General features: G+C 74.1%; 20 protein-coding genes and 3 tRNA genes. 15 read left to right on the top strand and 8 right to left on the bottom strand.

Annotated elements, in window-relative coordinates:
• The 5 genes from ACFYPD_RS15645 to arfB all read left to right on the top strand — a co-directional run bounded on the left by ACFYPD_RS15645 (nucleotide 1) and on the right by arfB (nucleotide 3,674).
• Nucleotides 1-963 carry a DUF58 domain-containing protein gene (locus ACFYPD_RS15645; RefSeq protein ID WP_387113305.1) on the top strand — a complete coding sequence of 321 codons (963 nt, stop codon included), beginning with the start codon at nucleotides 1-3 and terminating at the stop codon, nucleotides 961-963.
• Nucleotides 960-1,919, top strand: a complete 960-nt coding sequence (locus tag ACFYPD_RS15640) for a VWA domain-containing protein (RefSeq protein ID WP_262281478.1) — start codon at nucleotides 960-962, stop codon at nucleotides 1,917-1,919. The genes ACFYPD_RS15645 and ACFYPD_RS15640 overlap by 4 nt, the downstream gene beginning before the upstream one ends.
• A gap of 43 nt (nucleotides 1,920-1,962) precedes the next feature.
• Complete coding sequence (locus tag ACFYPD_RS15635; protein ID WP_387113303.1) at nucleotides 1,963-2,823, top strand: S1C family serine protease; 861 nt, start codon at nucleotides 1,963-1,965, stop codon at nucleotides 2,821-2,823.
• Between the two features lie 113 nt (nucleotides 2,824-2,936).
• Entirely contained in the window at nucleotides 2,937-3,239 is a 303-nt protein-coding gene (locus ACFYPD_RS15630) for a hypothetical protein (RefSeq protein WP_387113301.1), read from the top strand.
• A gap of 9 nt (nucleotides 3,240-3,248) precedes the next feature.
• Nucleotides 3,249-3,674 (top strand): alternative ribosome rescue aminoacyl-tRNA hydrolase ArfB, encoded by a 426-nt coding sequence (gene arfB, locus ACFYPD_RS15625; protein WP_262281475.1) that lies wholly within the window; start codon nucleotides 3,249-3,251, stop codon nucleotides 3,672-3,674.
• Between the two features lie 12 nt (nucleotides 3,675-3,686).
• Here arfB and ACFYPD_RS15620 read toward each other — a convergent pair whose 3' ends face one another.
• Nucleotides 3,687-6,119 carry a low temperature requirement protein A gene (locus tag ACFYPD_RS15620; protein WP_387113299.1) on the bottom strand — a complete coding sequence of 811 codons (2,433 nt, stop codon included), beginning with the start codon at nucleotides 6,117-6,119 and terminating at the stop codon, nucleotides 3,687-3,689.
• A 116-nt stretch (nucleotides 6,120-6,235) separates the two neighbouring features.
• Between ACFYPD_RS15620 and ACFYPD_RS15615 the strand changes: the two genes are divergently transcribed.
• Nucleotides 6,236-6,811, top strand: coding sequence for a GNAT family N-acetyltransferase (locus ACFYPD_RS15615; protein WP_387113297.1), 576 nt, complete (start codon nucleotides 6,236-6,238; stop codon nucleotides 6,809-6,811).
• 114 nt (nucleotides 6,812-6,925) lie between these two features.
• Here the strand turns inward: ACFYPD_RS15615 and ACFYPD_RS15610 are convergent, their stop codons facing one another.
• The gene (locus ACFYPD_RS15610; protein ID WP_387113295.1) at nucleotides 6,926-7,300 is read right to left on the bottom strand and encodes a hypothetical protein; all 375 of its coding nucleotides are present in this window, start codon (nucleotides 7,298-7,300) and stop codon (nucleotides 6,926-6,928) included.
• Nucleotides 7,301-7,399: 99 nt separating this feature from the next.
• Here ACFYPD_RS15610 and sigJ point away from each other — a divergent pair, with 99 nt between their 5' ends.
• Complete coding sequence (gene sigJ / locus ACFYPD_RS15605) at nucleotides 7,400-8,350, top strand: RNA polymerase sigma factor SigJ (protein WP_387113293.1); 951 nt, start codon at nucleotides 7,400-7,402, stop codon at nucleotides 8,348-8,350.
• On the opposite strand, the gene ACFYPD_RS15600 is transcribed toward sigJ, so the two are convergent.
• The 3 genes from ACFYPD_RS15600 to ACFYPD_RS15590 all read right to left on the bottom strand — a co-directional run bounded on the left by ACFYPD_RS15600 (nucleotide 8,329) and on the right by ACFYPD_RS15590 (nucleotide 12,331).
• On the bottom strand, nucleotides 8,329-9,792 hold the full coding sequence (locus ACFYPD_RS15600; RefSeq protein ID WP_387113291.1) for an RNA-guided endonuclease InsQ/TnpB family protein: 1,464 nt from the start codon (nucleotides 9,790-9,792) through the stop codon (nucleotides 8,329-8,331). The genes sigJ and ACFYPD_RS15600 overlap by 22 nt on opposite strands.
• Before the next feature lie 110 nt (nucleotides 9,793-9,902).
• A complete protein-coding gene (locus ACFYPD_RS15595) occupies nucleotides 9,903-10,820 on the bottom strand; it encodes a 3-methyladenine DNA glycosylase (RefSeq protein ID WP_387113289.1) in 918 nt (305 codons plus the stop codon).
• A gap of 146 nt (nucleotides 10,821-10,966) precedes the next feature.
• Nucleotides 10,967-12,331 carry a hypothetical protein gene (locus tag ACFYPD_RS15590; protein WP_387113287.1) on the bottom strand — a complete coding sequence of 455 codons (1,365 nt, stop codon included), beginning with the start codon at nucleotides 12,329-12,331 and terminating at the stop codon, nucleotides 10,967-10,969.
• 170 nt (nucleotides 12,332-12,501) lie between these two features.
• Here ACFYPD_RS15590 and ACFYPD_RS15585 point away from each other — a divergent pair, with 170 nt between their 5' ends.
• The 4 genes from ACFYPD_RS15585 to ACFYPD_RS15570 all read left to right on the top strand — a co-directional run bounded on the left by ACFYPD_RS15585 (nucleotide 12,502) and on the right by ACFYPD_RS15570 (nucleotide 13,920).
• Nucleotides 12,502-13,305, top strand: coding sequence for a fumarylacetoacetate hydrolase family protein (locus ACFYPD_RS15585; RefSeq protein WP_091268833.1), 804 nt, complete (start codon nucleotides 12,502-12,504; stop codon nucleotides 13,303-13,305).
• A gap of 106 nt (nucleotides 13,306-13,411) precedes the next feature.
• Nucleotides 13,412-13,483, top strand: a tRNA-Gln gene (locus ACFYPD_RS15580).
• Nucleotides 13,484-13,619: 136 nt separating this feature from the next.
• Nucleotides 13,620-13,692: transfer RNA gene (locus ACFYPD_RS15575), tRNA-Glu, on the top strand.
• 152 nt (nucleotides 13,693-13,844) lie between these two features.
• Nucleotides 13,845-13,920 (top strand) — tRNA-Glu (locus ACFYPD_RS15570).
• Nucleotides 13,921-14,077: 157 nt separating this feature from the next.
• Here the strand turns inward: ACFYPD_RS15570 and ACFYPD_RS15565 are convergent.
• The gene (locus ACFYPD_RS15565; RefSeq protein WP_013284529.1) at nucleotides 14,078-14,764 is read right to left on the bottom strand and encodes an IclR family transcriptional regulator; all 687 of its coding nucleotides are present in this window, start codon (nucleotides 14,762-14,764) and stop codon (nucleotides 14,078-14,080) included.
• 49 nt (nucleotides 14,765-14,813) lie between these two features.
• Between ACFYPD_RS15565 and leuC the strand changes: the two genes are divergently transcribed.
• The 4 genes from leuC (at nucleotide 14,814) to ACFYPD_RS15545 (ending at nucleotide 19,904) form a co-directional block, all read left to right on the top strand.
• On the top strand, nucleotides 14,814-16,256 hold the full coding sequence (gene leuC / locus ACFYPD_RS15560; protein ID WP_387113285.1) for a 3-isopropylmalate dehydratase large subunit: 1,443 nt from the start codon (nucleotides 14,814-14,816) through the stop codon (nucleotides 16,254-16,256).
• A gap of 15 nt (nucleotides 16,257-16,271) precedes the next feature.
• On the top strand, nucleotides 16,272-16,859 hold the full coding sequence (gene leuD / locus ACFYPD_RS15555; protein ID WP_387113283.1) for a 3-isopropylmalate dehydratase small subunit: 588 nt from the start codon (nucleotides 16,272-16,274) through the stop codon (nucleotides 16,857-16,859).
• Between the two features lie 160 nt (nucleotides 16,860-17,019).
• A complete protein-coding gene (locus tag ACFYPD_RS15550) occupies nucleotides 17,020-17,664 on the top strand; it encodes an HU family DNA-binding protein (RefSeq protein WP_387113417.1) in 645 nt (214 codons plus the stop codon).
• A gap of 134 nt (nucleotides 17,665-17,798) precedes the next feature.
• The gene (locus ACFYPD_RS15545; RefSeq protein WP_387113281.1) at nucleotides 17,799-19,904 is read left to right on the top strand and encodes an endonuclease/exonuclease/phosphatase family protein; all 2,106 of its coding nucleotides are present in this window, start codon (nucleotides 17,799-17,801) and stop codon (nucleotides 19,902-19,904) included.
• A 93-nt stretch (nucleotides 19,905-19,997) separates the two neighbouring features.
• Here ACFYPD_RS15545 and ACFYPD_RS15540 read toward each other — a convergent pair whose 3' ends face one another.
• Both ACFYPD_RS15540 and ACFYPD_RS15535 read right to left on the bottom strand, forming a co-directional pair.
• On the bottom strand, nucleotides 19,998-20,879 hold the full coding sequence (locus ACFYPD_RS15540; RefSeq protein WP_387113279.1) for an NUDIX domain-containing protein: 882 nt from the start codon (nucleotides 20,877-20,879) through the stop codon (nucleotides 19,998-20,000).
• 40 nt (nucleotides 20,880-20,919) lie between these two features.
• Entirely contained in the window at nucleotides 20,920-23,208 is a 2,289-nt protein-coding gene (locus ACFYPD_RS15535; protein WP_387113277.1) for an RNA degradosome polyphosphate kinase, read from the bottom strand.
• Between the last annotated feature and the right edge of the window lie 35 nt (nucleotides 23,209-23,243).

The following is a 23,243-nucleotide window of genomic DNA, read 5'->3' as shown; positions in this document are numbered from 1 at the left end:
ATGCCCGACCCCGGACTGGCCGACCTGGCTCCCGACCAGCGGCTGCGCCGGCTGGAACTGACCGTCACCCGGCGGCTCGACGGGCTGCTGCACGGCCAGTACCGCGGCCTGCTGCCCGGGCCCGGCAGCGAGGCGGCCGGCAGCCGGGAGTACCGCCCCGGCGAGGACGAGGTCCGCCGGATGGACTGGGCGGTGACCGCGCGGACCACCGTCCCGCACGTACGCGTGGTCGACGCCGACCGCGAGCTGACCACCTGGCTGCTGGTCGACGCCAGCCCCAGCATGGAGTACGGCACGGCCACACTGGACAAGCGGGAGCTGGCGGTGGCCGCCGTGGCCGCGGTCGGCTTCCTCACCGCCGGCGTCGGCAACCGCCTCGGCGGCCAGGTGCTCGCGCCGGACGGCATCCGCCGGTTCCCGGCCCGCGGCGGGCGTACCCATCTGCTCGGGCTGCTCCGCGCCCTGCTCGGCGCGCCACGCACGGACGGGCATCCGGAGACGCCGGGCCTGCACGACGGGCTGGACGGGCTCCAGCGGATGGCCACCCGGCGCGGCCTCGTGGTGGTCGTCTCCGACTTCCTCGACGGGCTGCCCGACGACCCGGACGCCGCCCCGGCCTGGGAGGCCGTGCTGCGCCGGCTGGCCGTCCGGCACCAGGTGCTGGCGGTCGAGGTGACCGACCCGCGCGAGCTGGAGCTGCCCGACGTCGGGCTGGTCACCCTGGTCGACCCGGAGACCGGCCGCCGCCGCGAGGTGTGGACCGGTGACCGGGGCCTGCGCGAGCGGTACGCCCGGGCCGCCGCCGCCCAGCGCGACCAGGTGCGGGACGCGCTGCGCCGGTCCGGCGCGACGCACCTGGCGTTGCGCACCGACCGGGACTGGAGCGCGGACATCGTCCGGCACGTACACGCCCAGCGCCGGCTCGCGGCCAGGCCGGCCGCGCCCCGGGGAGGTGTGGCGTGACCTGGCAGTCGCCCGCCCGCCTCTGGCTCCTGCTGGGCGTCGCCGCGCTGGTCGTCGGCTACCTGGCCATGCAGCGCCGGCAGAGCCGGTACGCGGTGCGGTTCACCAACCTGCGGCTGCTGGACCGGGTCGCCCCGCAGCGGCCGGCCTGGCGCCGGCACGTCCCGGCGGGGCTCTTCCTCGCCATGCTCGCGCTGCTGGTGGTCGGCTTCGCCCGGCCCAACGCCGAGGTGCGGGTGCCCCGGGAACGGGCCACCGTGATGGTGGCGGTGGACGTCTCCACCTCGATGCTGGCCGGCGACGTCGATCCGGACCGGCTGACCGCCGCCAAGGAGGCCGCCCGCCGGTTCGTCGACGGGCTGCCGGACGAGTTCAACGTGGGACTCGTCGCGTTCGCCGGCAGCGCGGCGGTGGTGGTGCCGCCGAGCACCGACCGGGACGCCCTGGACGAGGGGGTCGAGCGGCTCGCCGAGGGGATCACCGGGGTGCAGGGCACCGCCATCGGTGAGGCCATCAGCACCTCGCTGGGCGCGGTCAAGAGCCTGGACGCCAAGGCCGCCAAGGACCCGCCGCCGGCGCGGATCATCATCCTCTCCGACGGGGCGAACACGTCCGGCATGGATCCGCTGGAGGCGGCCGGGCAGGCCGTGGCGGCCAAGGTGCCGGTGCACACCATCTCGTTCGGCACGCCGACCGGCTCGGTCGACCGGGGTGGGCGGGCGATCCAGGTGCCGGTCGACGGGCAGACCCTCAAGGCGGTCGCCGAGGAGACCGGGGGCGGTTTCCACGAGGCGTCCACCAGCGCCGAGCTGCGCGCCGTCTACGAGGACATCGGCACGTCGGTGGGTTACCGCAACGAACGGCAGGACATCTCGGCCCGCTTCATCGGCCTCGGGCTGGTCTTCGCCATGGGGGCCGCCGCCGGATCGCTGCGGTGGTTCTCCCGACTGCCCTGACCGCGCACGGACCGGACGACGCACACACGTGAGGAGCCCAGGTATGGCAGTGCAGACCGGACTCGGCGAACCGCGGGGCCCGTGGTTCGTCTCGCCGGAGCTGGACCCGGACGGCCGCGGGCGCTGGGACGTACCCGGTTCCGAGCGGGAGGCCGCGCGGCGCGGCTGGCGTCGCCGGTTGCTGAGCGCGGCGGCGGTGGTGGCCCTCTCCACCGTCTCCGGGGCGGCGGCCGGCACCTGGGCCGCCGACCGGGACGCGCCCGGCCCGTCGGCGGCCTCGGCCGCGCCGGTGCCGGCGGAGCTGGTGACCGCCGCGGAGAAGACGGTCCCCGGGGTGGTCTCGGTGATGGTCGGCGGGTCGTCCGGCGCGTCGGCCAGCGGCTCCGGCTTCGCCATCGACAACGAGCAGCACATCGTGACCAACGACCACATCCTGTCCCGGGGCGGGTCCGGGCCGGTGACGGTGGAGACCTCCGACGGGCGCCGGTTCACCGCGGAGGTGGTCGGACGGGAGCCGGGCAGCGACCTGGCGGTGCTGAGGGTCCCGGCGTCGGCCCGGCTGCCGGCGCTGCCGCTGGCCAAGCCGAACTCCACCCGGGTGGGGGAGCCGGTGCTCGCCGTGGGCTCCCCGCTGGGCCTGGCCGGCACCGTCACCGCCGGTATCGTCAGCGCGCTCAACCGGCAGGTCCGCATCGGCAACGGCCGGCACACCGCCGTGCAGACCGACGCCTCCATCAACCCGGGCAACTCCGGTGGGCCGCTGGTCAACGCGCGCGGCGAGGTGGTCGGGGTGAACACGGCGATCGCCACCATCGACGGCAACGGCTCGATCGGCATCGGGTTCGCCATCCCGATCGATCAGGTCCAGCAGACCGCCGACACCATCATCGGCCGCGGCGGCTGACCGGCCCGGCGGCCCCTGACCTGCGCCGTCGTGCCGGACCGGGAACTGTCGGATATCCGGCGTGGGACCATCGGGCCATGGAAATATTACGCTGAGTATGGATACTGGCGTGGGTGGAGCAAGCTGTCATCGCGGCCCTCCTCCTGGTGGGCCTGGTCATCGGCGCCGGTGTCGGCGCGTCGTACGCCCGTGCGCAGCGGGGTTGGAAGGACTACAAGACCATCCGGACCACCGTTCCGGGCGCCCGGCGCACCGCGTGGATGGCGACCCGTGCGGTGATCACCAAGATCGGCGTGATCGCGCTGCTGCTGGTCGGGGCGGCGGCGTACGCGGCGGCCGGGTCGGACCACGAACGGGCCGGCCCGGCGCCGACCCCGACCGTGACCGCCACCCCGGGCCACCGCGCCGGGCGCTAACCTCGGGGCGTGGACGACGGACTGCGGGTGACCGACCGGCTCGTGGTGCCCGACGCCGAGCTGCGGGAACGCTTCTCCCGCTCGTCCGGCCCGGGTGGTCAGGGCGTCAACACGACCGACTCGCGGGTGGAGCTGAGCTTCGACCTGGCCGGCTCGCCGAGCGTGCCCGAGTCGCTGCGCGCCCGCGCCCTGGACCGGCTCGCCGGCCGGCTGGTCGACGGGGTGCTGACGGTGGCGGCCAGCGAGCACCGGGCGCAGCTGGCCAACCGGGAGGCGGCCCGCGAACGGATGGCCGCCCTGCTGCGCGAGGCGGTGGCGCCGCCGCCGAAGCCGCGCCGCCCCACCCGCCCCTCGCGGGGGGCCAAGGAGCGCCGGCTCGCCGACAAGAAGCGGCAGTCCCAGCGCAAGCGCGACCGCCGGGTGGACGGCGACTGACGGACCCGCGGGTCAGCGCGACCGCACCGGCCCGGTGGCGGCCCGCTCGTGGTCGCCGAGCACCTCGAACGCGGTGAGGGCCAGGCAGACCGCGGCCAGCAGGGCCAGCGCGAGCAGCGCCGACAGCCCGGCCGTCAGCGGCAGCAGCGCCGCCACCACCAGGGCCTGCACCAGCCGGGCCGGACGCCAGCGCCCGGTCGTCCGCCACCGGAACGCCTGGACGCCCGACAGGTAGAGCAGCACCCCGCCGAAGAGCGCGGCGTGCGCCAGTGGATACGGCGGCGGACCGAGCTCGAAGAACCCCCGGCTGCCCAGCACCGACATGGTCTTGCGCAGGCCCAGCGAGACCAGCACGATCCCCGCCACCATCGGCAGGTGCAGCCACGTGTACGCGTCGCGGGCCAGCCGGGTCCGGGTGCGCAGGTCGGCGGCGGCCAGCGCCCGTTCCCCCTCGGTGCTGTCCCAGCCGAAGTAGGCCCACCACAGGGCGGCCAGCAGGGCGGTGCCGAGGAACACCGCCACCACGATCCGGGCCGAGACCGGCGTGTACACCACGGCGCTGCCCATCGAGATCACCGCCTCACCGAGCCCGATGATGATGATCAGGCTGTGCCGGTCGGCCCAGTGCTCCGCCGAGCGCACGCTGAGGTGGCGCAGGCCCACCCGGGCGTTCCCGGCCAGGTCGACCGCGATGGCGAGCAGCCACAGCCCGACCCGCGGCGGGGAGAACTGGCGGACGTCGCCGACCGGCAGCGGCAGCAGCGCGGCGACCAGCATGAGCCCGAGCGAGACGAGGGTCGGCGCGGCGGCCCGCAGCGACGGCGTCGGCCACGCCGGGTCCTGCCGCGCCACCAGCCCGAACGAGGCCAGGTGCAGCAGCCGGATGGCCGCGTAGCAGGCGACGAAGACCAGCGGCCCGGGCAGGCCACCCCGCGAGTCGTCGATCGCCTGCGGGCTGGCCAGCGTGATCAGCGCGGTGAGCGCCACCACGAGCACCATGACGAGGCGGACCACCGGGCTCTCCGAGCGGACCTCGGCCGACAGCCAGGCGTACGCGCACCAGGCCTGCCAGAGCACGGCGAGCACCAGCAGCCCGCGCGCCAGGCCGGACCACGTCGGGTCGTCGGCCATCAGCGCGGCCACCTGGAGGAAGGCGTAGACGAAGACCAGATCGAAGAAGAGCTCCTTCGGGGTGACCCCGGCGTGCTCCTGGGTCGGGCCGATCATCGCGTGCAGCCGGCGGTGCCGGCGCCGGAACACGGTCACGTCGGCCAGCGCGGTCGCGCCCACCGCCGCGGCCAGCAGGGCCAGCTCGGCCAGCGCCGGCAGGTGCGGGGCGACGGGCGCCAGCCCGGCCACCAGCAGGATGCCGAGCACCGGGGACCGGCCCAGGATGCGCAGCGTCCGCACCTCGAACAGCACCAGCCCCAGCAGGTAGAGCACCACCCCGCCGTGGAGCACCAGCAGCGTGAGGATCGGGGTCGCCTCGTGGCTGTCCGCGCGCAGCTCGCCGAGCACCTTCTTCAGGCCGAGCGCCACCAGGATCAGCCCGGCCATCATCGGCAGGTGCAGGAAGCTGTACGCGTCCCGGCCGAGCAGCGCGCGCCGTTTGCCGGCGGCCCGCTCCATCGCCTGCTCGGCCGCGAACCGGGCCACGTCGAAGTACGTCCACCACAGCGCGCCGGCCAGCGTCACCCCGAGCAGCGCCCCGACCAGCACCTCCAGGGTCAGCGGCTGGGTCGCCGCCACCCCCTGGCTCAGCCCCACCGAGATGATCGTCTCCCCGAACCCGATCAGGATGATCAGCGCGTGCCCCTCCGCCCAGTACGGGATCGAGCCGATCCGCCACAGGTTCGCCCCGAGCAGGAGCGCCCCGCCGTACTCCGCGACGATCGCGCAGCCCACCAGTCCGAAGCGGAGCCACTCCCGGTCCACCTCGCCCGGCACGTGTCCCGGGACCAGCGCGGCGGCCAGCAGGAACAGCGCGCCGGCCAGCGGCGGCGGCCACGCCCGCAGCGCCAGCCGGCGGGGTGCCGCCTCCCCGGCGGCGGCGGCCAGTGCGGCGGCGGCCAGCGTGGTGCCGCGCACGACCAGGTAGCCGAGGGCGAAGACCACCGGACCGGAGAGCCCGCCGGGCCGATCGTGGAACGCCTCCCGCACCGTCAGGCCCATCACGAACAGGGTGGCGCTGAGCCCGAACATCAGCACCGGCATGACCCCGCGGTCCAGCCGGACGGTGCTGCCCAGCCAGGCGAACGGCGCCCAGCACCACCACAGCAGCACGAGCAGCAGCAGGCCGCGCGGCAACCCGGCCGGGTTGAGCTGCTCGGCGGTCACCCCGGTGACGTTGAGGAACGCGAAGACGAAGATCAGGTCAAGGAAGAGCTCCAGCCGGCTGACGCCGCCCGCGTCGCCGGCCAGCTGGATCCGACCGACGCCGCCCACCACCTCACTGTGCCAACCGGGCCGGGCCCGGACGGGGGATCCGTCCCAATGACCCACCGGCCGCGATCCGGAAAACGGTTTGAGGACCGGCCGCGCCGTCGCCCAGAATCCGCCGGGTGCCGACCGATTTCTCCGTCAAGCCCACCCTCACCGGCGACCGCGCCCTGCTGCGCCCCTTCGTCGACGACGACCTCGCGGCCTTCGAGGCGATCCTGGCCGACCCCGAGGTGGCCCGGCTCACCGGCAGCCCGCCCGGCGAGGGGTTCGAACCGGCCCGGCTGCGGGCCTGGTACGGCACCCGCAACAGCCAGCCGGACCGGCTCGACCTGGCCGTGGCGGACCGGGCGACCGGGGCCTGCGTGGGCGAGGTCGTCCTGAACGAGTGGGACCGGCACAACGGCAGCTGCAACTTCCGCACCCTGATCGGCCCCGCCGGGCGGGACCGGGGGCTGGGCACCGAGGCGGTCCGGCTCATCGTCGGCTACGGCTTCCAGCAGCTCGGCCTGCACCGGATCGGGCTGGAGGTGTTCGCCTTCAACCCCCGCGCCCGCCGGGTCTACGAGAAGGTCGGGTTCGTGACCGAGGGCACGCTGCGGCAGGTCCTCCGCGACGGCGACGGCCGGGTGGACGCCACGGTGATGTCGATCCTCGCCCCGGAGTGGGCCGCGCACCGGGGCCACCCGGCTGGCTGAGTCCGCCACGCGGGACCGGGTTGAGCCGCGCGCGTCGAACCGCTGGGCGGGCCCGTCGGCGTGTGCCGGCCGGCCCCGCTCGGGCCGGCCGTCCGCGCCAGGCAGGGTCGGACCTCAGCGCCGGGCCAGCGCCAGCACGCTCAGGCCGAACATCAGGACACCCAGGGGGAGGTGGACCGACGGTACGTGGGCGATGCCGAGCACGACCTGCACCGAGGCGAGGACGAGGAATCCCGACGCGTGCCAGACCGGCCGGGGCGAGCCGCCGCCCGGCTTCCACGCCAGCACCGCCGCGAGCACGTACAGCATGGACGCCCCGTACATCACCCGGGCTCCGACACTGTGCAGGGTCTCTCCGTAGGACGAGGTGAGCAGCAGCCCGGCGGAGACCGCCTGGAGGAAGATGGTCAGGGTCTGCAGGGCGATCGCGGTCTGCAGGAACGAGGAGCTGCGCCGTGCGTTCGCCGTCGCCGTCAGCTGGGTGGCCATGTCACGGTCCCCTTTTCCGCCCTCGGGCAGTAGATCGTTAAGGTCTCACCAGCCCGACGACGCGGGCCGGCGAAAGGTAAGGCGGGGGCGGCCGGAAGCATGGGAAGTGTGGGGACCCGCACCGACGAGATAGCCGGCGAGCGACGCCAACTGATCAATGTCGCCTACCGGTTGCTCGGCTCGGTGACCGAGGCCGAGGACGCCGTACAGGACGCCTACACGCGCTGGTACGGGCTGCCAGCGAGCCAGCAGGAGGAGATCCGGTCGCCCGGCGCCTGGCTGATGACGGTGACCAGCCGCATCTGCCTGGACCTGCTCGGCTCGGCGCGGGCCCGCCGTGAACGCTATGTCGGCGCGTGGCTGCCCGAGCCGCTGCCCGACCGCGCCGAGTGGAACCACCCGGGCGGCGCGGACTCCACCCGCCCTGCCGACCCCGCCGACCAGATCGTCCTGGACGAGTCGGTGGCCATGGCCTTCCTCGTCGTCCTGGAGTCGACGACGCCCGCCGAGCGGGTGGCGTTCGTCCTGCACGAGGTCTTCCGGTATCCGTTCGCCGAGATCGCCGACGTGCTGGGCCGGACCCCTGCGGCCTGCAAGCAGCTGGCGGCGTCCGCCCGGCGGCGGGTGAGCGTGGCGCGCGCTCCGGTGCCGGCGAGCGGCCAGGCCGACGTGGTGCGGCACGTCCGGAAGGCGTGGGAGGCCAAGGACATCGCGGCCCTCGTCGGTCTGCTCAACCCGGCCGCCGTGATGACCGCCGACGGCGGCGGCATGGCCGGCACCGTCCTGCACCCGGTCGAGGGCGGCGCACACATCGCCCGGTACATGGTCGCCATCGCCGACCTGGCTCCGGGACTCGAACTCCTGGAGCGGTCGGTCAACGGTGTGCCGGGCCTGGTGGCCCGGCGTGCCGGCGTCGTCGTGACCGTGGCCTCGTTCGACGTCTCCGAGGACGGGCGCGTCACCCGGATCTGGGTGGTCCGCAACCCGGAGAAGCTGCGGCCGTGGGCGCGGGAGGACTACGGCCTGTTTCATAACTCGGTGGAGTTGTGAGACAGCGCCCTTCTCGGGCGTCCGCGCCTCGCCCCGGGTGGGGTGGGTACGGTTCCTGCGTCATCGGGGCCGGTTTCGCCCGCGCGTGTGCGCGGGCCAGAGCCTTCCCCTCGGCCGGCGTTGGTGACCGGGCCCCCTGCGGGGAGGTCCCGGACCTGGGCGTGGTGCTGCTCGGCCCAGACCGCGAGGTTGACGGCGGCATTGTGGTCCCGATCGGCCTGATACCCGCACACCTGGCAGGTGAACGTGCGCTGGTGCAGAGGCATCGCGGGGGCCACGGTCCGGCATGCGGAACAGGTCTTGGTCGACGGGTACCAGCGGTCGACCAGGGCCAGTTGGCCGCCGCGCCACTGCTGCTTGTAGGCCAGTTGGCGGGCCAGTTCGCCCCATGCCGCGTCGGCGACCGCCGACGCCAGGCGCCGGTTGCCGAGCATGCCGGTGATGGCGAGGGTCTCGATGGCGAGCCGGTCGTGGGTATTGACCAACTGGTTGGAGACCTGGTGCAGGAAACGGCGCCGGATCGCGGCCACCCGGGCGTGGTGGCGGCCCAGCCGGGCCGCAGCCTTGGCACGGTTGTTGGAGCCGCGCTGTTTGCGGGTGACCTCGCGCGACAGGCGGCGCTGGCGCGTCACCGCGGCCCGGGCGGGCCGTGGCCAGCCGTCGACCCGCAGGACCTGCGTGCCGTCGGCGAGCGCTGCGGCGACGAACGTCGACAGGCCCCGGTCGACACCCACCCACCCTGCGGCGCTGATGTTCGGCTGGTGGCGGCGGGCATCGTGCAGGTCGGCGGCTTCGCAGGTCAGTGACACCGCCCACCGGCCGGCCCGGTGGCTGACCGTCGCGGACACGACCTTCGCCCGCCCCTTGGCCAGCATGCGCCGCAGCCGGCGGGTGTCCTGCCGTAGCGCCAGGGTGCCGATGCCGGGCAAGGTCACGGTACGCGGCGCTTGGTCACCGACCCGGATACCCGCCCGGCCTGCGGCAGAGGTCCTGCTACGGATGCGAAACGACAGCGGGGCGCGTTTCTTGGACTTGAACCTCGGAAAACCGACCCGTCGACCCCGCCGGTGGCCGGTGCGCGATGCCGTGTACGCGCACAGGCCGCGGCCGAGATCGACCGCGGCTTCTTCAAAGACCTGCTGACATACCTCGCCCCGCCATGCCAGACCGGTTACCTGCACCGTGACGGTCCCGTCACCGGCGGCGACCATCACCCGGCCCGCGTCACCCGACCGTTTCCACCCGTTGAACGCGTTGATCAGGTCGAAGCCCGACCACGGCACCTTGCCGACCGTCCCACCGCGCTTGCCATCCAAAGCGTCCTTGACCAGCCGCAGGCACTGGTTGTAGCCGAACCGGGCCGCACCCGCATGCCGACGCAGCACAAACTCCTGCTCGGCGGTCGGGTTCAGACAGAACCGGAACGTGGTGAAACGGGCCACGGCAGCACACCATGCCACACACCACCGACAAACAGCCCACCACTTGCACAGACCCAGAAACCCCACGGGCCGACCGACAACAATGGCTCACAACGCCCAGCACCAGCCGCTCACTTATGAAACACGCCGTAGGCTCCCGCCCCCACCCGTGCCGGTGGCTCCGCCCGGTCCAGCAGGGTCTCGCAGACACCGATCAGGCGGGCCCGCAGGTGGCCGGCACGCTGGGCGAACTCGCGTTGACGGGCGACGTACTCCGCCTTGCCCTCCGGCGTCTCGATGGCCACGGGCGGCTCCCCGTACGAGGAGAAGTCGTACGGGGACGCCTGCATGTCGAGCAGCCGGATGTCCCGCGCCAGCTCGAAGCAGTCGAGCGCCAGGTCGCCCCGAACGGCGGGGCCCAGCTTGGTGGCCCACTTGTGGCAGTCCATCGAGGCGTGCAGGCAGCCCGGCTGGTCCAGGTCCACCTGGCTCTCCCTCGTGGGTTGGAGCCGGTTGAGGCCGACCGCGTCCGGGGTGAAGAACCGGAACGCGTCGAAGTGGGTGCAGCGGATCTGGTGCGACTCGACCACCGCGTCGGTGCCGGCCTGGCCGAGTCGCAGGGGCAGCGGGTGCCGATGCTCACGTTGGCGGTACACCATCGCCCACTCGTGCAGGCCGAAGCAGCCGGTGAAGGCCGGCCGCGACGCGATCGAGGACAACAGCCGGTGGATGAAGCGCACCGACTCCGCCCGGTCGGCCAGGAACGCCGCGATGTCGACGCTCACGCCCCCGTCCGCGTCCGTGGCGTACCAACGCCACGTCCGGTGTGGGGCGGGCCCGTCCGGACCGGGTTCCAGGGTGATCCCGACGCCGGGGTGCCACCGTCGCAGCACGGACGGCCTGGTGCCGTAGTAGTCGTAGAGGAAGTCGTCGATCGCGTGACGTTCCCTCGCTGCCCTGCGGGCACGGTGGCCCGCGGTGAGGGAGTCGGCGCGTTCCTCGTGAGCCTGCGCGAGGGCGAGCCACGTCGGTCCGGCCAGGCGGGTCACCGGTTCCGGCCCCTGGTGCCCACAACGTGCCGCCCGCGTGTCCCCTGCGTGGCAAGGTGCCGGCGGCGCGGCTGCGCCGGGAGCGCGGTGGCGGGGGCGAGGGCGGCGGTCACGGACCCCAGGGTACGACCGCCGCCCGCCCCCGGTCACCGCACGTCGACCCGCACCCCGGCGGAGAACACCCCGCTGCGCAGCTCCAACTGCTTCGGCGGGTCGTCGCCGTGCACCGTGAACACCAGCGGCAGCAGCACCCGGGAGCCGGCCGCGACCGGCTGGGCGAAGACGTCCCGGCCGAGGTTCGCCACCCGGGTGGCGTTCTCGTCGGCGGCCACCCAGTTGCCTCCGGGCAGGTACGCCCGCTGCAACTGCCCGTGCCAGGTCTGCTCGCCGGGCGTGAGATTGCGCACCCCGACCGTGGCCAGGCACTGCTGGCCGCCCGCCGACGCCGCCGGCAGCGTCCCGGCGCCGCACGTCATCCGGTAGACGGTGAACTCGAACGCGGTCTCCCGCAGCGGGACGCCGAGCACCCCCGTGGCGCTGGTGCCCACCCACGCGCCGCTGGTCGGCTGCTTGGTGGTGTCCATGGCGGCGACCCGCTGGGTGGCCGTCCACGCGGCCGCGCCGACCACGCCGGCCAGCACCGCGGCCGCGACCCCGACCACCATCCAGATCGGCGGCCGGCGGCGCCGCCCCGCGGGCGCGGGCATGGCCGGGCGCGGGTAGACCGTGCCCCGGTCCGCCGGGCCGCCCACGCCGCCGGCGACCGGCGGGGCGCCGGTGGCCGCCGAGGCGGGGCCGGGCCTCCCGCGCCGCCGCAACGCCCACCACAGCACACCCCCGGTCAGGACGAGGAGGGCGGCCAGCGCGGCCAGCAGCACCGGCGGGCGGCGCCAGGCCGGCGCCGCGGTCACCTGCGCCGCCGGAACCGTGGCGGCGCCCGTCCAGGTCGCCGTGGCGCAGTCGTACGGCCGGGTGCCGTCGGTGCCGTAGGCGCAGGTCGGCGCGGTGACCGACCGGCCCGGACCGGCAATGCTCAGCGCGGTGTTCAGCGTGGTGGTGCTCCGCGCCGGCAGCCGCAGCCGCCAGGTGACCTCGTTGGCGGCGGCCGACCCGACCGGGCGGTTGGCCCGGCCCCCGCCGGTGACCGCGGTCGCCCGGGAGCCGGTCGGCAGCTCCTGCCGGACGGTCGTCTCGACGGGCGTGGGGCCGCCGTTGCGGACCTGGATCCGGTAGCCCGGCGCCGGGGTGCCGGCCGCCGCCACCGCCACGGTGACCGGTGGCTTGCTCAGCTGGATCGGCGCCGGCTTGGTGGTCGGCATCGCCGGTGGCGCCGCCGGCATCCCGGTCGGGATGGGCGTGGCCCGGGCCGCTGCGGCGGGCGGGGCCGCCGGTTGCGGCGGCGCGGCCTCCGCCCGGGGCGCCGCCCCGGGCAGCGCCGGCACGGCGGCGATGACGCCGAGGCAGTTCACGAGCACAGCCAGGGTCCTGTGGTGTCGTCTCGATGCAGGCATACGAACGCACCTCCGGCCCCGAAGCTATGGGCCCGGGCCCGCCGGGCGGGTACGAAGTGCGCAATCCCGCCCCGACCGGCGCGGGCCGGCGTACCCTTCCGCACCCCCGCGACGGAGCCCGTGGCCGCGTCCGGCGTGGCCCGGCCGGTCGGCGGGGATAGATTGGCCGGGTGCGTATCGCTCGTTTCGCTCATGCCAAGGGAATGTCGTTCGGGGTCGTCGAGGGCGAGTCGGAGGCCGGGCCGCAGGGCCTGACCATCGCCGAGATCGAGGGCCACCCGTTCGGGCAGATCCAGTTCTCCGGCGCCCGCTGGGCGCTCTCCGACGTCCGGCTGCTCTCACCGATCCTGCCCAGCAAGGTGGTCTGCGTCGGCCGCAACTACGCCGAACACGCCGCCGAGCACGGCAGCGAGGTGCCCAAGGAGCCGCTGCTGTTCCTCAAGCCGTCCACCTCGGTGATCGGCCCCCGGGACGCCATCCGGCTGCCGATCTTCTCGAAGCAGGTCGAGCACGAGGCCGAACTGGCCGTCGTGATCGGCGCCCCGGGCGCGCGCCGGGCCGACCGGGCCGCCGCCGAGCGGGCCATCTTCGGCTACACCTGCGCCAACGACGTCACGGCGCGGGACCTCCAGCGCTCCGACGGGCAGTGGACCCGGGCCAAGGGCTTCGACTCGTTCTGCCCCATCGGGCCGTGGATCACCACCGGGCTGGACGTCACCGACCTGGAGGTCCGCTGCGAGGTGGGCCGCAACCCGGAGGAGATGGAGGTACGCCAGCTCGGCCGCACGAAGGACATGGTCTTCGACGTCCCGGCTCTCGTGTCGTACATCTCCCACGTCATGACGTTGCTCCCCGGTGACGTGGTCCTGACCGGCACGCCGGCCGGGGTTAGCCCGCTCACCGACGGGGATACGGTCACCGTGCGGATCGAGGGGATCGGCGAGCTCACCAACCCGGTGGTGCCGGTGGCCTGACGCGTCCGACGCCTCGTTTCCGCAGTTGAGGGCGGGTTCGAGGGGTTGGATTTGGCCTGTCGGCACCGGGAGGGTAAAGTTCGTTCCTGGCGCCGCAAGGGGCCAATGGGGTATGGGGTAATTGGCAGCCCGACTGATTCTGGTTCAGTTAGTCTAGGTTCGAGTCCTGGTACCCCAGCGCAGCCGCGGATTCGCGAGAATCCCGGACGCTGGATTCTGGCGGAGTTCCGCTCCGCTCCTCGCGAGAGGGGCGGCAGATGATCTCTGATAGAGTCAGCTTCCCCGCCCGTGAGGGCGCGGAAGCATGAAGTTCTGGCCCCGTCGTCTAGTGGCCCAGGACGCCGCCCTCTCAAGGCGGTAGCGCCGGTTCGAATCCGGTCGGGGCTACAAGCATCGACAGCCCGTCCCACCTCGTGGGGCGGGCTGTTTCGTGTCTCCTGGTCAACGGCCGGCCACAGACCCCCTCGCCGGGGGTGGACGTGGTGCCGCTAGACTACTGCGGCACCGCTCGTCAGGGCGGTGAAGCAGGAAAAGTGCCTGGCCCCGTCGTCTAGCGGCCCAGGACGCCGCCCTCTCAAGGCGGTAGCGCCGGTTCGAATCCGGTCGGGGCTACCACACAGGAACGGCCCGTCTCGCACCCGCGAGACGGGCCGTTCGCCCGTCCCGCCCGCGGCCCCACCCTGACCTCGCTGATCATGAAGTTAGCGGCGTTCTTGATCTCCGTGACTGCCGCCAACCTCATGATCAACCGAGTGGGGTGGGGGTGGGGGCCTCAGAGGCCGGAGAGGCGTTGGCCGGCGCGGACCACGGCCATGGCGTGGCGTTCGCCGGGGCGGCGGCCCAGGCGCTCGATGGGCCCGGAGATGCTGATCGCGGCGATGACCCGGCCGGTGCGGTCGCGGATCGGGGCCGAGACGCTCGCCACGCCGGCCTCCCGCTCGGCGACGCTCTGCGCCCAGCCGCGGCGGCGCACCTCGGCGAGGGTGCGGCCGGTGAACTTCGACCGGGGCAGCAGCGGCATGACCGCCTCGGGCGGCTCCCAGGCGAGCAGGATCTGCGCCGCCGAGCCGGCCGTCATGGGCAGCACCGAGCCGACCGGCACGGTGTCCCGCAGGCCGCTGGCCCGCTCGGCCGCGGCCACGCAGATCCGCTCGTCGGCGCGGCGCAGGTAGAGCTGGGCGCTCTCCCCGGTGGCGTCGCGCAGCGCGGCGAGCAGCGGCTCGGCCGCGGTCAGCAGCACGTCCGGCGCGGCGTTGGCCAGCTCGCCGAGCCGGGGGCCGGGGCGCCAGCGGCCCTGGGTGTCCCGGACCAGCATCCGGTGGATCTCCAGCGCCTGTGCCAGCCGGTGCGCGGTGGCCCGGGGCAGCTTGGTGCGTTCAACGAGTTCGGCCAGGCTGGCGCCGTCGACGCAGGCGGCCAGGATGACCACCGCCTTGTCGAGAACGCCGACACCGCTCATACTGTGTCCCACAAGCCGAAATTTACCTCCCAAAATTTAGGATGTCCAGATGGTGGGAGTCACTCAACCGAGGACCCTGGCCGAGAAGGTCTGGGACGCGCACGTGGTCCGCTCCGCCGCCGGCGAGCCGGACCTGCTCTTCATCGACCTGCACCTGCTCCACGAGGTCACCAGCCCGCAGGCGTTCGACGGGCTGCGCCTGGCCGGCCGCCCGGTCCGCCGCACGGACCTGACGATCGCGACCGAGGACCACAACACCCCGACCGGGTACGACGACCCGGCGTTCCGCTCCCGGCGCGGCGACCTGCTCACGATCGCGGACCCCACCTCCCGCACCCAGATCGAGACGCTGCGCCGCAACTGCGCCGAGTTCGGCGTGCGGCTGCACCCGCTGGGCGACGAGAACCAGGGCATCGTGCACGTCATCGGCCCCCAGCTCGGCCTCACGCAGCCGGGCATGACGATCGTCTGCGGCGACTCGCACACCGCCACCCACGGCGCGTTCGGCGCGCTCGCCTTCGGCATCGGCACCAGTGAGGTCGAGCACGTGCTGGCCACCCAGACGCTGCCGCAGGCCCGCCCGAAGACCATGGCCGTGAACGTCACCGGCCAGCTCGCCCCGGGGGTCACCGCCAAGGACCTGGTGCTCGCACTGATCGCCCAGGTGGGCACCGGCGGCGGGCGCGGGCACATCGTGGAGTACCGGGGCGAGGCCATCCGGAACCTCTCGATGGAGGGCCGGATGACCATCGCCAACATGTCCATCGAGTGGGGCGCCAAGGCCGGCATGATCGCGCCGGACGAGACCACCTTCGCGTACCTCAAGGGGCGGCCCCACGCGCCGCAGGGGGCCGACTGGGACGCGGCGGTCGCCCACTGGCGGACGCTGCCCACCGACGAGGGCGCGACCTTCGACACCGAGGTCACCCTCGACGCCGGCCGGATCACGCCGTTCGTCACCTGGGGGACGAACCCCGGCCAGGGCCTGCCGCTCGCCGCGGCCGTGCCGGACCCGGAGGACTTCGTCACCGAGGCCGAGCGGGTCGCGGCCCGCCGGGCCCTGGAGTACATGGACCTCACACCCGGCACCGCGCTGCGTGACCTGGCCGTGGACGTGGTCTTCGTCGGCTCCTGCACCAACGGCCGGCTGGAGGACCTGCGCGCCGCCGCCGACGTGCTGCGCGGGCACAAGGTCGCCGACGGCGTACGCATGCTGGTGGTACCCGGTTCGGCCGCGGTGCGCGAGGCGGCCGAGGCGGAGGGCCTGGACAAGGTCTTCGCCGACGCCGGCGCCGAGTGGCGCTTCGCCGGCTGCTCCATGTGCCTGGGCATGAACCCCGACACGCTCAAGCCGGGCGAGCGCTCCGCCTCGACCTCCAACCGCAACTTCGAGGGCCGCCAGGGCCGGGGCGGGCGTACGCACCTGGTGTCCCCGCCGGTCGCCGCCGCCACCGCCGTGGTCGGCCGGCTGGCCGCCCCCGCCGACCTGTAGAAGGGCAGCCGAGAGATGGACAAGTTCACCACCCACACCGGCACGGCCGTGCCGCTGCGGCGGTCCAACGTGGACACAGATCAGATCATCCCCGCCGTGTACCTCAAGCGGGTGACCCGGACCGGATTCGCGGACGGTCTGTTCAACGCGTGGCGGGAGGATCCGTCATTCGTCCTCAACGATCCCGTCCATTCGGGTGCGTCGATTCTGATCGCCGGCCCGGAGTTCGGCACCGGATCTTCCCGGGAGCACGCCGTCTGGGCGCTGCGGGACTGGGGCTTCCGGGCCGTGATCGCGCCTCGCTTCGGCGACATCTTCCGCGGCAACGCGCTCAAGGAAGGACTCCTTCCGGTCGAGTTGGAATTGAAAGCCGTGGAAGAACTGTGGGATCTCGTGGAATCCGAGCCGACCACCCCGATCACGGTCGACCTCGCCGCCCGCCAGGTCCACGCCGGCGACGCCACCTGGGCGTTCCCGCTGGACGACCACAGCCGTTGGCGGCTCATGGAGGGCTTGGACGACATTGGACTCACCCTCCGGCACGAGGCCGAGATCAGCGCCTACGAGGCGTCCCGGCCGTCGTTCCTGCCCTCGGTCGCCTGACCACAGATAGCTTTTCGCCCCCACCGGCCCGGCCGGTGGGGGCGAATCCGTTACGACACAAGGGCTTTTTTCCACCGAATGTTTGTGTCCAGGCAGCACAGGGCATACCGTGCGCGCAGAATGGCTCGCGACGAGTCAGTTGCACAATCGGGAGGAAGTCGTGAACAAGGCCGAGCTCATCGAGGCGCTCGCCGTTCGCCTGGGGGACCGGAAGACGGCGACGGCCGCGCTCGAGGCGGTCCTCACTGAGGTTCAGGCGGCGGTCACCAAGGGCGAGAAAGTGGCGATCACCGGTTTCGGAGCGTTCGAAAAGCGTGTCCGGGGAGCCCGAACAGCGCGCAACCCGCGGACCGGCGAGGCGGTGAAGGTCAAGAAGACCTCCGTCCCGACCTTCCGGGCGGGCGCGGGCTTCAAGGAGATGGTGGCCAGCGGCAAGGTGCCGAAGTCCACCGCCGCCGCCAAGAAGACCACCTCGGCCGCCGCCGCGAAGACCACCGGCGCGAAGGCGACCGGGGCCAAGGCGACCGCTGCGAAGAAGACCACGGCGGCCGCCGCCGCCAAGAAGACCACGGCGGCGAAGGCGACCAAGACCGCCGCCGCGACCAAGAAGGCCGCACCTGCGAAGAAGGCCGCGACCAAGACGACCACGGCGAAGAAGACCACCGCGGCGAAGTCGACCGCGGCCAAGAAGACCGCCGCCAAGAAGACCGCCGCCGCCAAGAAGACGACGGCCGCCAAGAGCACCGCTGCCAAGAAGGCGCCGGCGAAGAAGGCTCCGGCCAAGAAGGCCGCCAGCCGGCGCTGACCGCACGACCCGGAAGGGCGCCCACCGTTCGTGGTGGGCGCCCTTTCTCGTGGGTACGCGTTGACCCGCCGTCGCGCCAGCCCGGAGAATCCTCGTGCCGAAAACCCCCGTCGGTCACGAGAAGAGGGGCGCCCGTGCGCCACCGTCACCTTCCCACCGCCGCGCTCGCCCTCGGCGTCGTCGTCCTGCTCGACGTGCTGCGGGTGTGGCTGCCGTCGATCATCACCATCTTCGGCCGGGCGGCCGAGACGCCGGCCGAACTCCTCGGCGCCTTCGCCCTCGGCTGGTTCGTGCTCGCCCTCGCCGCGCCCGTCCTGCTCAGCCGGCCCGGTCCACGCCCGGTGGGCCTGGTCGCGGCGGGGGTGCTGGCCGCCGCCCGGTTCGCCCTGACCGCCGCGCCCGGCGGCCGGGCCCAGCTCTGGCTGGCCTGCGCCGGCCTGCTCGCCGGCCTGGTGTGGCTCGCCGCGACCGCCGCCACGGTCGCCCGGCCGGTGCCGGGGCTGGCGTTCGGCCTGGCCGGGGCCGCCGTCGGGCACGCCCTGCTCGGCACCGAGGACCTGGTCTGGCGGGGCGGCCCGCTCGGCTGGGTCCTGTCCGTCCTGCTGGTCGGCGCCTTCCTCGCCGCGCAGGCGACCACGTCGTCGCCGGCCGGGCTCCGGCCCTCGGCCCGTCCCGCCGCCTCGTCCGGTGATGCCGTGCCGGGGCCGGGCGGGGGAGCCGGCCGTGCCGCCTGGCTGCTGGTGGGGCCGGTGCTGTTGCTGGCCGGCCAGTTGGCGCTCACGCCGGCGGTGTGGGACGCGGCCGCGTCGTACTGGCACGGGTCGGCGTACCTGCCGGGCCTGGCGCTTCCCCCGGCGCGCCTCGCGGCGGTGCCCGAGGTGGCGATCGCCCTTTTCCTGGCAGCGGTGCTGCTCCGGCCGCCCCGGCCGGTGGCGCGGCTGCTCTGGCCGGGCGCGCTGGTCGTCGGGGCCGGACTGTTCGCCACCGACCGGGCGGGCTGGCTGGCGGCGGCGGTCCTGCTCAGCGCCGCCGGGCTCGGTGGCTGCCTCGCCCTCGTCGACACCGTCGGCGAGCGCGCGACCGTGCCGGCTGAGCGGGTGCCCGCTGAGCCCGTTCCCGCCACGACAGGCCCGGGCGGGGGCACCGGTTCGGTAGCGGTCCGTGGCCTCGGCGCAGGTGCAGGGGCTGGTGCCGCGCCAGCCAGGCCGGGCGAGGATTCCGCTGCCGGTCCGTCTGCCGCGCCGGACCCGAGCGCCTCGGACGGCGGCCGGCGGGACTTCGCCGTCGTCGGCGGGATGCTGGGGTTCGCGGTCGGCGCCGTGGCCTACTACGCCGCCTACGACCTCGGATACCCGAACGGCTGGGTGCCGGTGCTGGCGGCGCTGGGCGTCGCCGCCGCGGCCGTGGTCGCCCCGCCGTTCGCCGCGCCCCCGCTGCGCCCGCCCGTGCCGGTGTGGACGGTCCTCGGGGCGATGCTGCTGACCTCCGTGGCCGGCGGGATCCACCGTCCGGCGTCGGCGCCGAACCCGCCCGCGACGCCACCGGCGGCGCTACGGGTGGTGGCGTACAACATCCGGATGGGGTTCGGGCTGGACGGGCGGCTCGACCTGGACGCGCTGACCCGGGCGGTGGAGGGCGGCCGGCCGGACGTGGTGCTGCTCAGCGAGGTGGACCGGGGTTGGCTGCTCAACGGCGGCCACGACACCCTCGCCCTGCTGGCCGGGCGGCTGCGGATGCCGTACGTCTTCGCGCCCGCCGCCGACCCCGTGTGGGGTGACGCGGTGCTGAGCCGCTTCCCGGTGCGGTCCGGCCGGACCCGGCCGCTCGCGGCGCACGGGGCACCGACCGGGGCGCAGGCGCTCGGCGTCACGCTCGACCTCGGCGGCCGGGAACTCGCCGTGGTCGCCACGCACCTGCAACCGCCGCCGGGGGAGGGTCCGGTGGCCCAGGCCGGCGAGGTGGCCGCCTTCGCCACCCGGTACGCGGCCGGCCGGCCGCTGGTGCTCGGCGGCGACCTGAACACCGAGCCCGGCGATGCCGCGTTCGCCGAGTTCACCCGCGCCGGGCTGGTCGACGCGCTGGGCGCGGCCCGCCCGCTGCGGACCAGCCCGGCCGACGACCCGCGCACCCAGATCGACCACGTCTTCGTCTCACCCGGTCTCACTGCGTCGGGTGCGACGGCGCCGCGCAGCACCGCCAGCGACCACCTCCCGGTCGCCGTGACGATCGCCCTGCCCTGAGCACCCCGTTGCCGGTTGCGCTCGCCCCGCCCGCGCCCGTGGTGTTAGGAGGGGGCCCCTGCTCTACCGGAGGCGTTAACAGGGGGCCCTTCCTTACAGGCGGTCGGCGGCGACCAGGCGGTCGCCGGCGAAGGCGAGCAGCCAGCCGCCGCCCTTCGGGGTGGTGTAGTCGGCGGAGCGGCCGGTCAGCCGTTCCAGCGCGCCCGGGATCACCTTGCCCTGGCTGCACACCGCGACCGGTTCCGCGTCCTGAGCCAGAGCGGTGAGCCGGGCGGCGGCGGCCAGGGCGCATTCGTCCGGCTGCTGGCCGGGGCGCGGCTCGTCCAGGTCGCCGACCACCTCGACGGGCAGGTCCAGCAGGGCGGCCGCCGGGTCGAGGGTCTGCACGCAGCGCCGGGCCGAGGCGGAGACCAGGCGGGCCGGGCGGATGAGGGCCACCAGGGGCGCGAGCGCCCGGGCCTGGGCCCAGCCCTCGGCGTCCAGCGGCCGGCCGGTGTCCGGGCCGGTCCAGGTGCCCCGCTTACCGGCGTGCGCGTGCCGGACCAGCAGCACGGTGGCGGTGACCGGCGGCAGCGCCGCGAACGCGGCGATCACCTCGGCGTCGTGCGGGTAGCTGACCCGGCGTGCCGCCTCGTCGGTGGCGAACCAGGCCACCTCGTCCACCTCGGTGTCCGGCTGGAAACCGCCCTGCGCGGCGGCCCGCATCGACCAGTAGTCGACGGCCTTCGGCCGGCCCTCGCTGCGGTAGCGGACGGTCGGCAGGCGTACCTGCGGCACGGCCCGGACGTCGGTCTCCTCGGCGACCTCGCGGACGGCGGCCCGCAGCGGATGCTCGCCGGCGTCCAGCTTGCCCTTGGGCAGCGACCAGTCGCCGTACCGGGGGCGGTGCACCAGGCAGATCTCGACGCCGCCGGTGGACGGGCGCCAGACGACCCCGCCCGCCGCCCGGATCCGCACCGGCTCGTCGTCCGTCATCCGCTCACCGTATGCCCGCTCCGAGCGGGTCGTGGTCCGGTCAGCCCGCCCTCCCGCCGACCCGGTGCAGGAGCAGGTCCTGCAGGTGGGTCAGCGGCGTGTCGCCGGTGCCGGTACGCCGCTGCCAGGCGCCGTCCGGGGCCAGCTCGAAGGCGTCCACCTCCGGGCTGAACGCGGCGGTCAGCACGTGGTCCAGCTCGGCCCGGGCCACCGGGTCGCTCACCTGCACCAGCGCCTCGACCCGGCGGTCCAGGTTGCGGTGCATGAGGTCGGCCGAGCCCATCCAGAACTCCGCGTCGCCGTTGTTGCCGAACCGGAAGATGCGCGAGTGCTCCAGGAACCGGCCGAGGATCGAGCGGACCCGGATGTTCTCCGACAGCCCGGGCACGCCCGGCCGCAGCGTGCACATGCCCCGGATCAGCAGGTCCACGTGCACCCCGGCCCGGGACGCCCGGTAGAGCGCGTCGGTGATCTCCTCGTCGACCAGCGCGTTCACCTTGAACTGCACGAGCCCCGGCATGCCCAGCCGCACGTGCTCGATCTCCCGCTCGATCCGCTCGACGAGGCCGCTGCGGATGCCCTGCGGGGCCACCAGCAGCCGCCGGTACGCGGTCTGCCGGCTGTAGCCGGTGAGCACGTTGAACAGGTCGGTGAGGTCGGCACCGATCTCCGGGTCGGCGGTGAGCATGCCGAAGTCCTCGTACAGCCGGGCGGTCTTCGGGTGGTAGTTGCCGGTGCCGATGTGGCAGTAGCGGCGGATCTGGTTGCCCTCCTGGCGGACGACCAGCGCGGTCTTGCAGTGCGTCTTCAGGCCGACCAGCCCGTAGACCACGTGGCAGCCGGCCCGCTCCAGGGTACGCGCCCAGCCGATGTTGGCCACCTCGTCGAAGCGCGCCTTCAGCTCGACGAGCACGACCACCTGCTTGCCGGCGGCGGCCGCGTCGACCAGCGCGTCGACGATGGGGGAGTCGCCGCTGGTGCGGTACAGGGTCTGCTTGATGGCCAGCACGTTCGGGTCGGCGGCGGCCTGCTCGACGAAGCGCTGCACGCTGGTCGCGAACGAGTGGTACGGGTGGTGCACCAGCACGTCCCCGTCGCGCAGGGTGGCGAAGACGCTGCGCGGCACCTCGCCCTCGGCGAGCCGGGGGTGGGTGGCCGGCACGAACGGCGGGTCCTTGAGGTCCGGGCGGTCGGCCTCGCCGTAGACCTGCCAGAGCGCGGAGAGGTCGAGCAGGCCGCGGACCCGGAGCACGTCCTGGCCGTCCATGTCCAGCTCGCGGACGAGCAGCTCCAGCATGTGGTCCGAGATGGAGGCGGCCACCTCCAGCCGCACCGGCGGGCCGAACCGGCGCCGCGCCAGCTCCCGTTCCAGGGCCTGGAGCAGGTCCTCGTCGCGGTCCTCGTCCACCTCCACCTCGGCGTTGCGGGTCACCCGGAACAGGTGGCACTCGACCACCTGCATGCCGGAGAAGAGCTGCCCGAGGTGCACCGAGATGAGGTCCTCGACCGGCAGGAAACGCACTCCCGGCTCGTCGCGCCTTACCCGGACGAACCGGGGCACGTTGTTGGGCACCTTCACCCGGGCGAACAGCTCGGAGCCGCCGTCCGGGTCGCGGACCGAGACGGCCAGGTTCAGGGACCGGCCGGAGATGTAGGGGAACGGGTGCGCCGGGTCCACCGCGAGCGGGGTGAGCACCGGGAAGATGTGCTCCCGGAACCAGGTGCGCAGCCGCTCCCGCTCGGCGTCGTCGAGGTCGCTCCAGCGCAGGATCCGGATGTCCTCGGCGGCCAGCTTCGGCAGCACGTCGTCGACGAAGCAGGCGGCGTGCCGGGAGACCAGGTCGGCGGCCTTCTCGGCGATCAGCTCCAGCTGGGTCCGCAGCGGCAGCCGGTCGCCGCCGCGCACCGGCAGGCCGGCGGAGAGCCGCCGCTTCAGCCCGGCCACCCGCACCATGTAGAACTCGTCCAGGTTGCTGCCGAAGATGGCCAGGAACTTGGCCCGCTCCAGCAGCGGCGTGCGGGGGTCCTCGGCGAGCGCCAGCACCCGGGCGTTGAAGTCGAGCCAGGAGAGCTCCCGGTTGAAGAACCGGTCCTCCGGCAGCGGCCGGGCCGCCGGCCGCTCCTCCTGCGGGCCCGGCCCCTCGACCGGGTCGAGGGACTCCTCCAGACCGGCGGAGGCCGCCGCCGCGGGCTCGGGGCTGACGCTCTCCTCCGGCGGGCGGACGCGGCGGAACCGGCCGTCGGCGCCGCGGGTCGACGCGCCGTTGCGGGGCGTGTCGGGATCGACGAGGTTACGGGGACCGTCGGGGTGCTCGCGAGGGGTGCTCACCACCTCATGATTCCCCGACAAGGGTGAACGGAAAA

This window comes from Micromonospora sp. NPDC005299 (genome assembly GCF_042872345.1).
In the GTDB taxonomy this organism is placed as follows: Bacteria; Actinomycetota; Actinomycetes; order Mycobacteriales; family Micromonosporaceae; genus Micromonospora.
The sequence above is the reverse complement of the archived record's forward strand: the minus strand, read 5'-3'. Positions and strand labels throughout refer to the sequence as shown.